The sequence below is a fragment of the Flavicella sp. genome, assembly GCF_029238425.1.
GTDB lineage: Bacteria > Bacteroidota > Bacteroidia > Flavobacteriales > Flavobacteriaceae > Flavicella.
Genome location: NZ_JAQWGB010000153.1, coordinates 1 through 12502 on the forward strand (window position 1 = coordinate 1; position 12502 = coordinate 12502).

Annotated in this window: 11 protein-coding genes; 9 read left to right on the plus strand and 2 right to left on the minus strand. The window is 33.9% G+C overall.

From position 1 onward, the window contains the following. Positions 1-219: 219 nt before the first annotated feature. Positions 220-2598 (minus strand): TonB-dependent receptor, encoded by a 2379-nt coding sequence (locus P8H68_RS10780; RefSeq protein WP_300324779.1) that lies wholly within the window; start codon positions 2596-2598, stop codon positions 220-222. A 433-nt stretch (positions 2599-3031) separates the two neighbouring features. On the opposite strand from P8H68_RS10780, the gene P8H68_RS10785 reads away from it, so the two are divergent. The 3 genes from P8H68_RS10785 to P8H68_RS10795 all read left to right on the plus strand — a co-directional run bounded on the left by P8H68_RS10785 (position 3032) and on the right by P8H68_RS10795 (position 5071). Continuing rightward, on the plus strand, positions 3032-3853 hold the full coding sequence (locus P8H68_RS10785; RefSeq protein ID WP_300324782.1) for a histidine kinase: 822 nt from the start codon (positions 3032-3034) through the stop codon (positions 3851-3853). After that, positions 3850-4563 carry a response regulator transcription factor gene (locus tag P8H68_RS10790; RefSeq protein WP_300324785.1) on the plus strand — a complete coding sequence of 238 codons (714 nt, stop codon included), beginning with the start codon at positions 3850-3852 and terminating at the stop codon, positions 4561-4563. The genes P8H68_RS10785 and P8H68_RS10790 overlap by 4 nt, the downstream gene beginning before the upstream one ends. 94 nt (positions 4564-4657) lie before the next feature. Beyond that, a complete protein-coding gene (locus tag P8H68_RS10795; protein WP_300324788.1) occupies positions 4658-5071 on the plus strand; it encodes an Rrf2 family transcriptional regulator in 414 nt (137 codons plus the stop codon). Here the strand turns inward: P8H68_RS10795 and P8H68_RS10800 are convergent. Further along, the gene (locus P8H68_RS10800) at positions 5068-6315 is read right to left on the minus strand and encodes a GAF domain-containing sensor histidine kinase (RefSeq protein WP_300324790.1); all 1248 of its coding nucleotides are present in this window, start codon (positions 6313-6315) and stop codon (positions 5068-5070) included. The genes P8H68_RS10795 and P8H68_RS10800 overlap by 4 nt on opposite strands. Before the next feature lie 206 nt (positions 6316-6521). Between P8H68_RS10800 and P8H68_RS10805 the strand changes: the two genes are divergently transcribed. The 6 genes from P8H68_RS10805 to cobA all read left to right on the plus strand — a co-directional run. Beyond that, entirely contained in the window at positions 6522-6779 is a 258-nt protein-coding gene (locus tag P8H68_RS10805; protein ID WP_300324793.1) for a DUF2061 domain-containing protein, read from the plus strand. Continuing rightward, a complete protein-coding gene (locus tag P8H68_RS10810; RefSeq protein WP_300324796.1) occupies positions 6779-7408 on the plus strand; it encodes a phosphoadenosine phosphosulfate reductase family protein in 630 nt (209 codons plus the stop codon). Before P8H68_RS10805 ends, P8H68_RS10810 begins: the two co-directional genes overlap by 1 nt. Positions 7409-7471: 63 nt before the next feature. Next, positions 7472-8374, plus strand: coding sequence for a sulfate adenylyltransferase subunit CysD (gene cysD, locus P8H68_RS10815; protein ID WP_300324801.1), 903 nt, complete (start codon positions 7472-7474; stop codon positions 8372-8374). 112 nt (positions 8375-8486) lie between these two features. After that, on the plus strand, positions 8487-9734 hold the full coding sequence (locus tag P8H68_RS10820; protein ID WP_300324804.1) for a GTP-binding protein: 1248 nt from the start codon (positions 8487-8489) through the stop codon (positions 9732-9734). Between the two features lie 12 nt (positions 9735-9746). Continuing rightward, positions 9747-11843 (plus strand): nitrite reductase, encoded by a 2097-nt coding sequence (locus tag P8H68_RS10825; protein ID WP_300324807.1) that lies wholly within the window; start codon positions 9747-9749, stop codon positions 11841-11843. Positions 11844-11902: 59 nt separating this feature from the next. Next, on the plus strand, positions 11903-12502 hold a 600-nt coding region (gene cobA / locus P8H68_RS10830; RefSeq protein WP_300324810.1), incomplete at its 3' end, for a uroporphyrinogen-III C-methyltransferase.

The window sequence follows — 12502 nt, forward strand, 5'->3', positions numbered from 1 at the left end:
CGTTGTTCTTTAGGTTTAGAGCATATCGAGGATATCATTGCTGATATCCAACAGGCTTTGGAGAAGATTTAGCAGTGTTTCTGCTTTGAATTAAAAATGTACCCCGAGCTTGTCGAAGGGTTTATATATATAGATAAAAAACCAACACTTTTGTGTTGGTTTTTTGTTTTAAAGGAATAGTCATATTATCTGTTCAAGGATTGTAGTTCCATTAAAAATCTACCTCCTTCTTCCGCCTGAGTATGTCATGGCTTCTCCTTTTCCAAAACCATAGCTGATGCCAAAAGTGACAAACCTTCCACGTTGTCTAAAATTATACGTCTCAAAGGTAGGTTGATTAACAAAACGTTCATAAATTCTTGAGCTAAAGGCATCTCTAACTCCAATGTTGACGATCGCTTTTCCTTTGAAAACTTTTTTACGCAAACCAGCATCCATAAATGCATAGCCAGAATTCATCCCCTGAACGGTTTCATAGCTAGATCTGTAATGTCCTGTGAATTCGATGTCAATATCATAAGGTAATCCAATTTTTGTACCGAGTCTTCCGGACCACTGTCTACCCACAAAATCAAAGTTTTGATTTTCAAAAGTACCTTTTCGATCAAAATAATTAAAATTGAAATCACCATTAAAACTCAACCATTTATTTGCGTTGTATTTTCCATTGGTTTCAAATCCTATAGTTGATTTGGTCCCTATGTTTTGCGGAGTTGTCACGGTAACATTGTTTTCAAAATAAGTCACTCGTTCTACCTGATCAGTTGTAAAACGATGGTATAAACTTGAATTTAAGGTTGCTTTTCCAATTTTGTAAATACTGGTCAATTCATAAGAATCGGAGAATTCAGGTTGCAAGTCAGGACTCCCAATATAGACGCTATACGTATTTCTAATATTGACAAATGGATTTAAATCCCTAAGCCGTGGTCTAAATATTCTCTTAGAGTACCCAATCTGAAATGAGGTTTGTTTTGTTAGTTTGTATGAACTGTGTAAGGACGGAAACAGGTTTGTGTAATTCTGTTTATTGGTTTCATTTGTATTTGTTAGCAAAGTTGTCAGGTCTGTTTGTTCAAGTCTAAGACCTGCTTTAAAACCCCATTTTTCAAGTTCATATGAACCAGAAGCATAGGCACCTAAAACTTTCTGGTTGTAGTTAAAGTCATTGGTAAGGTTTTCGTTTACGACATATTCTCCATTTATATATTCTCGAACTTCATAATCATTTCCAACATCATTGATAACATATTGTATTCCTGTTTCTAGGTTGTGTTTTTCTGTAAATGGATTGGTATAATCTAGTTTAAAGGTATAGTCAGCCATTTTATAATCGGTATCGATTTGTTGTCTATTCTCGTTGGTATCGCCTGAAATAGGAATGTTTATAAATTCAGAGTGTAAATCTTTTCCAAAGTATCTACCTAGTGCACTAAACTGTAAAGTGTGATCCTCGTTGTTTTGAAACTCCTTATTATAGTTGAGCTCGTATTGGAATTTTGGATTGGTTGCATCTGTGGTTTCCTCACGTTTCCATTGAGAAATCAATAAATCACTGGAGTCATAGGAGCTAAACACAGTGCTAGAAGGTTGGGTCTCTATTTCATAAGCATAATTCCCAGAGAGGGTGATCATATTGTATTTGTTAAAGTAGTAATCAGTTCCCAGTGTTACGTTTACAAAAGTTTCATTTCTGTGGGATGTACCGGTACTTTCCACCAATTCCCCTGTTATTAAATCTTTGTTTGAGGTTTTGTTTTCTTGTGGTAAAGAGCGATACCCGGCACCAAGTTGCGTGAATAGATTAAAATTATCTGTTCTTTTATTCAGACTTAGACCGATGCTATGATTGTTTGGGATGCCGGTGTTTACTGACAAGGATCCGTTGATTCCTTTTTTCTCATCCTTACTAAGGATGATATTCAAAATCCCTCCTGTTCCTGAAGCTTCATATTTCGCAGAGGGATTGGTAATGACTTCAATACTTTCAATCATATCAGCAGTAATAGTTCCTAAAGCATTGCTAGATTCATCTGTCAAAACAGAAGGTTTTCCGTTGATAAGAATTTGAACGTTGGCGTTTCCTCTTAAACTGATATCTCCTTCCACGCTGACATTGACAGATGGAACGTTATTTAGGGCGTCTAAGGCGCTAGCTCCAGAACTGCTGATATCTTTTCCTACATGAAAAACACGTTTGTCAAGTTTAAATTCTGTTTTTGAAATATCCCCCCTTACAACTACTTCCTCTAGGTTTTCATTTGCAGTTTCGAGTTGTATGTTTCCAAGCTGAAGAAGATTTGAGTTTTTTTCAAAGTTTGAAATTGTTTTTGTTTTATAGCCGATGGAACTTATTTCAATATAAAATTCTTTATAAGAGGTGCTAATTTTAAAAGCACCATTTGATTCGGAAGTTGTTCCAATAGCACTTTTTGTATTGTTTTCTATAAGGACAATACTGGCATAAGGGATAGGTTCATTTGTTTTTTGTTCCAATAAAATTCCACTAATTTCTTTTTTTTCGCTTTGTGCATAAGACAAAGAGAAGCCGCAGCAAAAAAATACAATAAGTTTGAAATTTATGTAAATGTTTTTCATGATGGCATTGAATTTCATATTAAAAATTAGGGTAGGACATGATATTCAAGAACAAATAAAAGAATACTATTTAGTCTATCATAATTTTTTCTGGTGAACGACGCAATTATTACTTTCAACAGCAGATTGCAGTTTGCCCGAATAGATTTGTCGTTTAAAGGATTTGTGTTGGGTATTTCTTGTTCTTATAAATAATTTATAATTAAATGATTAGTTTTATGATATGAAAGCAAATACATTTAAGGATGCTCTTAATTTGAAAGAAGTTTTTTTTCAGTTGATTTTACACGTAACAGTATTTGTGTTTTTTTCATTTGATAGAAAAATTCAGGGAATTGATTATCGACAATTTTATTTTTTTTTAAATTATGCGGTTGCAGCATTTTTTATAAATTATTTTTTGCTTCCTAGGTTTTTTTATAAAAATAAATATTTGGAATTTGCAATTTCAGTAACCGTGTTACTCGGTTTGGTTATCTTTTTAGAAGAAGTTGTTTTGGAGCAAATTTTTTATCCAGACACAAGAGGAAAGAAGTTTTCCAAGATGTTTTACAATTTATTGAGTACCGCTCCTACAATAACAATTTTAGTGGGGTTTAAATTTGCATGGGATGCTTTGATAAAACAGAGAGAAGTGTCGCAATTGAAGGAGTATGTAAAAGAGAGTGAATTACAGTTTTTAAAATCGCAGATCAATCCCCATTTTTTATTCAACAATATGAATAATTTGTATTCTTACGCGGTGGAAGGGTCTCCTAAAACCCCTGAATTGATATTGGAGTTTTCAGCTGTGTTGAGGTATATGTTATATAATTGCAGAGCTAAATTTGTTCCTTTGATTAAGGAAATGGATCAGTTGGAGAATTATGTCAATTTGAGTAAGCTTCAGATAGAAGGGAGAGGAAATGCCATTTTAACTATCACAGGAGTTAAGCCAGGATTTCAAATAGCACCTTTGATTCTTAATGTGTTTATTGAGAATGCTTTTAAGCATAGTGTGTCTAGCATGACAAATGATATCGAAATCGAAATAAATGTTGCGGTTGATGCTAGTGGTGTATTGTCGTTTTGTTGTAAAAACTCATTTCTAGAAACCAGTAATACGGAAAGTCTAGATAAAGGAATTGGTTTAGACAATGTCAGGAAAAGATTAGAATTGATGTATCCTAATACGTATAATTTAGAAATAATGGTGGAGAATTTTAAATATGAGGTCTATTTAAAAATGGAACTTAATAAAGTTATAGAAAAATGAATTGCTTAATTATAGAAGATCAATTACCTGCACAACGTATTCTTAAAAAATACATTGAGGATACTGTTCAATTAAAACTAGTTGGGGTATATCAGGATGCGCTTCAGGCTTTAGATGTCTTGAAAGACTTGGAGGTAGATTTAATTTTTTTAGATATTCATTTGCCAAAAATTTCAGGAATTGATTTTTTGAAAACATTACAGAATCCACCAAAAATTATTTTAACAACGGCATTTCAGGATTATGCTTTGGAGAGTTATGAATATCAAGTAGTTGATTATTTGTTGAAGCCTTTTTCGTTTCAGAGATTTTTACAGGCTGTAGCAAGAGCTTCTAAAGAAGAAAACACCACTTCAGTAACTAAATTGGGAAAGAAGGAGGAGCTTTTGGAAGAGTTGTATGTGAAATCGGGATATGATTTTATTCGTTTGAAAACGCAAGATCTATTATTTATTGTTAGTGATACGGATTATACTGAATTGCATATAAAGGATGAGAAGATAGTATCCAATGAATCATTAAAATATTGGTTGTCAGTATTAGACTCTCAAAGTTTTAGAAGAGTTCATAAATCGCATATTATCAATACGTCAAAAATTGTAAAAGTATCAGGAAATCAAGTTTTTTTAGAGCACGAAAAAATAATTCCAATAGGAAGGGCTTATAAAAATGAATTAATGAGCTGGTTGTCCTTAAAGAATAATATTTAATAAAGGTTGTGGAATTGGTTGTATGACGTTATTGTGTTTTATAAAATCTACTAAGTTTATAGACTAACTAGAATTAAATTTTTATCTTCGTGCTATGCTTTCAAAAAAGACCAAATACGGATTAAAAGCCTTGACTTTCTTGGCGAATAGAGAAGAAAACTGCCCTGTTCAAATTTCTGAAATTGCGAAAAGTGAAAATATCTCACATAAATTTTTAGAAAGTATCTTGCTTACCTTAAGGAAAGCCAGCTTGTTGGGATCAAAAAAAGGTAAGGGAGGAGGGTACTATTTATTGAAAGAACCTTCGGATATTTTAATGACAGAAGTGATACGATCTTTAGAAGGACCGATTGCCATGGTTCCTTGTGTAAGTTTGAATTTTTACGAAAAATGCGACGACTGTCCTGATGAAAATGCATGCAGTGTTCATAAACTTATGATTCAAGTTCGTGACAGTACGTTACAGGTGTTTAGAAATACTACATTGGCAGATCTAACTCAGAGTTAGATCAAAGGTATTGTCATTTGAAAATGAACACCACGCATTCCATTGCTTCTATCTATAAGTTTTATATTGCCTTTGAGTCGGTCGATACATGATTTCACGGTAGTCAATCCAATCCCAGCACTATTGTCATTTTTTGCGCCTATGGTTTCGAATAATAAAAATACTTTTTCTCTATATGCTTTTTCAATTCCAGGACCGTTGTCCTCATAGCTTATTCTCAAATCTTTTTTTGTTTTCATAAAAGTAATTTTGATGAGTCCTAGTTCTTGATCTGAGTATTTAATTGAGTTAGAAATTAGGTTTTGAAAAACAGTAAGAAAGATAATTTCTGAATGTGTAATTTTAAAATCAGCATTAATGAATTCGTATTTAAAATGATCTGCATGAAAATTTTCACTGATACTAAAAAGCAAACTTTTCATATCAAAAACAGAAATTTTAATTTTATCGGTTGTTTTTTGTGAAAAATCTAGCATTCCCGTGGAAAGGGTGTCCATATAGCTTACACGTGATAATATCAAATCTATCCAATCATTTGCCTGTTTGTCTAGGGAGTGTTGGTAGTCAGATTTAAGCCATGAAGCAATAGTTTGGATTCCCCTAATGGGAGTTTTTATATCGTGAGTAAGGCTATGAGCAAAAGAATTGAGTTGTTGGTTTAAAGCTTCGGTTTCTTTGTTTTTTTCTTCTAACAGACTTATATTTCTTCTTAGCTGAAATTGACTTACAACTTGTTGAGATAAAGCTTCCAAGGCTTCTAGCTGGGATTTGTTTAATTGTTTGGGTTCATGATCAATGACACAAAGGGTTCCAAGAGAAAATCCATCGGGTGTATTTAATGGAGCACCTGCGTAGAATACTACATTAGGTGCATCGTGTACTAAAGGGTTGTCGTGAAATCGAGGATCTAATCGGGAGTCCGGAACCATTAAAATTTCATTCGGTGCATTAATGGCATGACCACAAAAAGAAATATCCCTTGGAGTTTCTGTTGCATCAAGTCCATGGTGTGATTTAAACCACTGTTTGTCTTTAGAAACAAGTGATATTAACGCAATTGGACTCAGACAAATTTCAGAGGCAATTTTTGTAATGTTGTCGTATTCTTTTTCTGGAAGCGTGTCCATTATTTGAAAACTAGTAAGTGATTTTAGTCTTCCAAGTTCGTTTTTGGGAGTTGTCGGGTAAATCATAGCGGTTTTTTTAAATGTGTCTTTTTCAGTAGGTAATAACAATTTACTCATTTATTTTTGTTCCATAAAAAAATATTGTGGTTTTTAAAACCTACCTTTTTTGTAGGGTAAATGCTGCGTTCCCGTTATTACTGAGGAAATCCATCTTTTTTTTATTGTAAAAAACTTGTGAGGTTGTAATGAAGTTCTTATTTTTGCGACATAATCTACTAATCCGATAGGGTAATGGGTTTAAAACGATAGAAATTAGAAATTAAATGATACTAGATAGAATACATAACGATAAAGAAAATCAAAGCTTCCAACAAGGAGTTGCTTCTGATAAACCTATTCGTAGTGTTGTGAAAGCAATTAGTTGGAGAGTTATCGGTACGGTTGATACCATGGTAGTTTCTTATTTTGTTGTTTCTGATGTAGAAATGGCAGCATCAATTGCGGGCGTAGATTTTGTTACAAAAATGATTTTGTATTTCTTTCATGAAAGATTATGGAATACTATAAAATGGGGACGATAATGAGTACACTATACACGGAAGCACAGCTTCAAGAAATAAACGATTCTTTAAAAGGTAAAACACCTCAAGAAATTGTTGCATGGGGATTAGAAACGGCTAAAAATCCATTGATAACTACAAACTTTCGTCCGTATGAAGGTTCGATTTTGCATTTGACAACAAGTCAGCAAAAAGACTTGAAAGTAATTTGGTGTGATACGGGGTACAATACTCCAAACACCTACCGTCATGCGGAAGCTTTGAAAGAACAGTTGAATTTGAATATTCATCTGTATGTACCGCAGCAAACATCATCTCATAGAGATATAGTGATGGGGATTCCTCAAATAGAAGATCCAATGCATAAATTGTTTACAGAGCAAGTGAAGTTGGAGCCTTTTAAAAGAGCAATGGCAGAGCATCAACCAGATTTATGGTTTACGAATCTAAGAAAAGGTCAGACTGCTTTTAGAGACAGTATAGATATTGTTTCTCAAGGAGCAGATGGAGTTATCAAAGTAAGTCCATTTTACGATTGGTCAGATGAGCAATTAGATGCTTATAATGAGGAAAACGGTATTCCGAATGAACATAAATACTTTGATCCTACAAAAGTATTGGGGAACAGAGAGTGTGGATTGCACGCTTAAATGATTTTCAATTTGAGAATTACGATTCAATAAATAAACAATTACACGATTAAACGATATATAATGAGTACAATATTAAATTCTAACGCTTTAGAGAACGAAGCTATCTATATCATGAGAGAGGTAGCTGCACAGTTTGAGAAACCTGTGTTGTTGTTTTCAGGAGGTAAAGATTCGATTACTTTGGTAAGATTGGCGCAAAAAGCCTTCTATCCAGCAAAAATACCATTCCCATTCTTGCACGTTGACACAGGGCATAATTTTCAGGAAACAATTGATTTCCGTGATAAGTTATGTAAAGATTTAGGGGTAGAGCTTATTGTGCGCAATGTGCAAGATAATATTGATTCAGGAAAGGTTCAGGAAGAATCTGGGAAGTATGCAAGTAGAAATATGTTGCAAACTGAAACTTTATTAGATGCATTGGAAGAGTTTGGTTTTGATGCTGCGATTGGTGGAGCTCGTAGAGACGAGGAGAAAGCCAGAGCTAAAGAGCGTATTTTTTCTGTAAGAGATGATTTCGGAGGATGGGATGAAAGAAACCAAAGACCAGAATTGTTTGATATTTTAAATGGGAAAATCGACTTAGGTCAGAATGTACGTGTTTTTCCAATTTCTAACTGGACGGAATTAGATGTTTGGTCTTATATCGAAAAAGAAGAAATTGAAATTCCTTCTATCTATTTCGCACATAAACGTAAAACATTTGTAAGAGATGGAATGATCTGGACGGCTGATGATGCAGTGGTTTATAGAGAAGAGGACGAGGAAGTTGTTGAAAGAATGGTTCGTTTTAGAACCGTGGGTGATATGAGTTGTACAGCAGCGGTTTTGTCTGAGGCAGTAGATATCGCAAAAGTGGTTGAGGAAATTAGAGATTCTTCTATTTCCGAAAGAGGTGCGCGTATTGATGATAAGCGTTCTGAAGCAGCCATGGAAAAACGTAAACAACAAGGGTATTTCTAAAATTTTCTTAGAAGATTTGCCCTTAGCTTTTGGCTTTTAGCCTTGAGCAAAAAATTAAAAGAATACTAATTGCTAAAAGCCAAAGGCTAATAGCTAATAGCTGAACAAAAAAATGGAAGTTTTAAAAATAGCAACAGCAGGAAGTGTAGATGACGGGAAAAGTACCCTTATCGGTCGTATTTTGTACGATACGAAATCATTGACTGATGATAAATTAGAAGCAATAGAACGCAGTAGTAAACAAAAAGGATTTGATTATTTAGATTTTTCTTTGGCTACAGATGGTTTGGTTGCAGAGAGAGAACAAGGAATTACAATTGATGTAGCGCATATTTATTTTTCTACAGCGAAAAAAAGTTACATTATAGCAGATACTCCAGGACATGTTGAGTATACTAGAAACATGGTAACTGGAGCTTCTACATCGCAAGCGGCAATAATTTTAGTAGACGCGCGTAAGGGAGCTATTGAACAAACATACCGTCATTTCTTTATCAACAACTTATTGAAAGTAAAGGATATTGTGGTGGCTGTAAACAAAATGGACTTGGTAGATTTTTCTGAAGAAAAATTCAACGCTATCAAAGCGGAGATTTCTTCATTAGCAGAAAAAGCAGACTATAAAGGACAAAACATTACGTTTATTCCTGTGAGTGCATTGAAAGGAGATAACGTAGTTAACAAATCTGACCAAACACCTTGGTATGATGGAGAAACAATGTTAGAGCATCTTGAAGCTTTAGATGCACAAGACGTTTATGAAGTTTCTCAAGCACGTTTGCCTATTCAAACAGTAATACGTCCTAAAACGGAAGAGTTTCACGACTTTAGAGGATTTGCAGGTAAATTGTATGGAGGTTCTTTGAGTGTTGGTGATGAGGTAACTGTATTGCCTTCTAAAACATCTTCTAAAATCAAAGCAATTTATCACTTCGATAAAACATTTGACAAAGCAGAAAGAGGTTCTTCAGTAAACATAACTTTAGAAAGCGAAATCAATATTTCTAGAGGAGATTTATTAGTGAAATCTTCTGAGTTACCAAAAGAAGCAAAACAAATTGAAGCAAAAGTATGTTGGATGGATGCTAAAAATTTGGTTCCTGGAACTAAATATTTAATCCAGCATGGAGCCAATAGAGTTGTAGCAAAAATTGGAGATGTAAAATCTGTAATTAAAACGGACTTTACTGGAAAAGATAATGCTGCATCTAAATTAGAAATCAATGAAATTGGTGAAGTTTCTATCAAATTAGCTAAACCATTATTCTATGATGCATATGCAGATAATAAAGCAAACGGTTCATTCATTTTAATCGATGCACAAACTAACAATACCTCAGGAGTAGGTTTTATCCAATAAATAGTAAACGAGATGCAAAGTTTTAGATCAGAAATAGAAAATCCTATCGTTGAGAAAGATATCATCGATTTGGCAGATAAAATTCAATTGTTCCATGAAGGAAGAATTGATGAAGAAAAATTTAGAAGTTTACGTTTGGCTCGTGGAGTGTACGGACAACGTCAGTTTGGTGTTCAAATGATTCGTATCAAATTGCCTTATGGTAAAGTGACAAGTGATCAATTACATAGAATCTCTGATGTATCTGATGAATACTCGAGAGGACGTTTGCATATTACAACACGTCAAGATATTCAAATTCACTACGTAAGTTTGGATAGAACTCCAGAGTTGTGGGCTGAATTAGAAAAGAGCGATATCACATTGCGTGAGGCTTGTGGTAACGCAGTAAGAAATGTTACAGCTTCAGAAACTGCAGGAATTGACAAAAATGAACCTTTTGATGTTTCGCCATATGCGCATGCTGTTTTCCAATTCTTTTTAAGAAACCCAATTTGTCAGGAATTAGGACGTAAGTTCAAAGTTTCTTTCTCTGGAACAGATGATGATACTGCTTTAAGTTTTATGCATGATATAGGTTTCATTGCAAAAACGAAAGTAATCAATGGAGAAGAAGTAAGAGGATTTAAAGTAATGCTTGGTGGAGGATTAGGTTCTCAGCCTCGTTTTGCAGATGAAGCATTTGATTTCTTAGAAACAAACAAAATCATTCCTTATATGGAATCTATTTTGCGTGTTTTTGATCGATACGGTGAGCGTTCTAAAAGAGCAAAAGCTCGTTTGAAATTCTTTATCAAAGATGTTGGTTTAGAAAAATTCAATGAAATTGTTGCTTTGGAAACTAAGGCATTATCTAATCAAACTGTTGAAATTTCATCAGAAGGATTTGATACACCAGATGTATCTGGAATCGTAGCGCCAGAAGTAACAGTTGATCAAGCTGCATTTGATGCTTGGAAAGCTTCTAATGTTATTGAACAAAAACAAGAGGGTTTATTTGCCATTGGTGTTAAAGTAAATATTGGTGATTTTTATACAAAAGAGGCTAGAATTTTGGCTGATTTGATTAAAAATTATGCAGGAGACGAATTGCGTTTCTCTTTGCGTCAAAATATATTAATCCGTCACGTACGTGAGGACTTATTGCCATTCTTTTTCCAAGAATTAGGGAAATTAGGAATGACTGATTTAGGATACGAATCTATTCAAGATGTAACGGCTTGTCCAGGAACAGATACTTGTAATTTAGGTATTGCTTCTTCTACAGGTATCGCAGATGAGTTAGGAAAAGTATTAAGAAACGAATATCCAGAGTTTGCAGATGATAAAGATTTGATGATTAAAATTTCTGGTTGTATGAATGCTTGTGGTCAGCATAATATGGCAAACATAGGATACCAAGGAATGTCTGTTAAGTCAGGTAAATTAGTAGCTCCAGCCTTACAAATTTTATTAGGTGGAGGAATCTTAAAAGATGGACAAGGGCGTATTTCTGATAAAGTAATTAAAATTCCTTCTAAAAGAGGACCAGAGTCATTGCGTTTGATCTTAAATGATTTTATCGCGAATGCTGATGGAAAAGACTTTATCAACTATTACTTAAAGCAAGGTGAAAAGTATTTCTATGATTTCTTAAAACCATTGTCTGATGTTACAAATTTAGAAGAGTCTGATTTTGTAGATTGGGGTAATGAGGAGAAATACGAGAAAGCTGTTGGTGTTGGAGAATGTGCAGGTGTAGTAATTGATTTGATTGCTACTTTATTATTTGATAGTAAAGAAAAAATCGATAGCGCAAAAGCATCCTTAGCAGAAGGAAAATTATCTGATGGTATTTATTATTCTTATAGTTCTATTGTAAATACTGCAAAAGCTTTATTAACAGCAGAAGGAAAGAAGACAAATACGCACAATAAAATTATTTCTGACTTTAACGAAGTATTCGTTGCAACAGAAAAAATAAAATTAGATACTGATTTTGAGTCTTTTATTTATCAAATAAATCAAAATGAGGCTTCAGCAGAATTTGCAGCTAAATATTTAGCAGATGCTGAGAAGTTTTACACTTTGGTAGATCAATACAGAGCAAAAGAATTAGTTGAAGCATAATAGTTATTTTGAATTAGGAGTTGTTATTTTTGCAGCTCCTAATTTTTAAAATATAAAGAATGAATAAGCAACCAAAATTAACATTAGTAGGAGCAGGCCCTGGAGATCCAGAGCTAATTACTTTAAAAGGAGTAAGAGCTTTGCGCGAGGCAGATGTTGTCTTGTATGACGCTTTGGCTAATGAAGAGTTATTGGATTATGCTGAGAATGCAGAGAAAATTTTTGTTGGAAAGCGAAAAGGAATGCATAAGTTCATTCAAGAAAAAATACAAGAATTAATTGTTGAACATGCCTTAAAAGGAAAACATGTAGTAAGATTAAAAGGGGGAGATCCTTTTATTTTTGGTCGTGGTTCTGAAGAATTGAAATTTGTTATTCAAAAAGGAATTGAAATTGATATTGTATCAGGAGTAACATCAGCAATTGCAGCTCCGGCTAGTTTTGGAATCTCTTTGACACAAAGAGGAGTGAATGAAAGTTTTCGTGTTATTACGGGAACGCGTTCTGATTTGAAGTTGAGTGAAGATATTGAGGCCGCGGCAAACTCGAATACAACCATCGTAATTTTGATGGGGATGAGTAAACTTGAAAATATTGTGAATATGTTTAAGGCAAAAGGGAAAAATACGATTCCTGTTGCTATTATTGAAAATGGAACC

What these genes read in the sequence shown, in the direction of transcription:
- P8H68_RS10820 (WP_300324804.1), top strand. Translation starts at nt 8,487, where the DNA reads ATGGAAGTTTTAAAAATAGCAACAGCAGGAAGTGTAGATGACGGGAAA.
- P8H68_RS10810 (WP_300324796.1), top strand. Translation starts at nt 6,779, where the DNA reads ATGAGTACACTATACACGGAAGCACAGCTTCAAGAAATAAACGATTCT.
- P8H68_RS10795 (WP_300324788.1), top strand. Translation starts at nt 4,658, where the DNA reads ATGCTTTCAAAAAAGACCAAATACGGATTAAAAGCCTTGACTTTCTTG.
- P8H68_RS10825 (WP_300324807.1), top strand. Translation starts at nt 9,747, where the DNA reads ATGCAAAGTTTTAGATCAGAAATAGAAAATCCTATCGTTGAGAAAGAT.
- P8H68_RS10805 (WP_300324793.1), top strand. Translation starts at nt 6,522, where the DNA reads ATGATACTAGATAGAATACATAACGATAAAGAAAATCAAAGCTTCCAA.
- P8H68_RS10800 (WP_300324790.1), bottom strand. Translation starts at nt 6,315, where the DNA reads ATGAGTAAATTGTTATTACCTACTGAAAAAGACACATTTAAAAAAACC.
- P8H68_RS10780 (WP_300324779.1), bottom strand. Translation starts at nt 2,598, where the DNA reads ATGAAAAACATTTACATAAATTTCAAACTTATTGTATTTTTTTGCTGC.
- P8H68_RS10790 (WP_300324785.1), top strand. Translation starts at nt 3,850, where the DNA reads ATGAATTGCTTAATTATAGAAGATCAATTACCTGCACAACGTATTCTT.
- cysD (WP_300324801.1), top strand. Translation starts at nt 7,472, where the DNA reads ATGAGTACAATATTAAATTCTAACGCTTTAGAGAACGAAGCTATCTAT.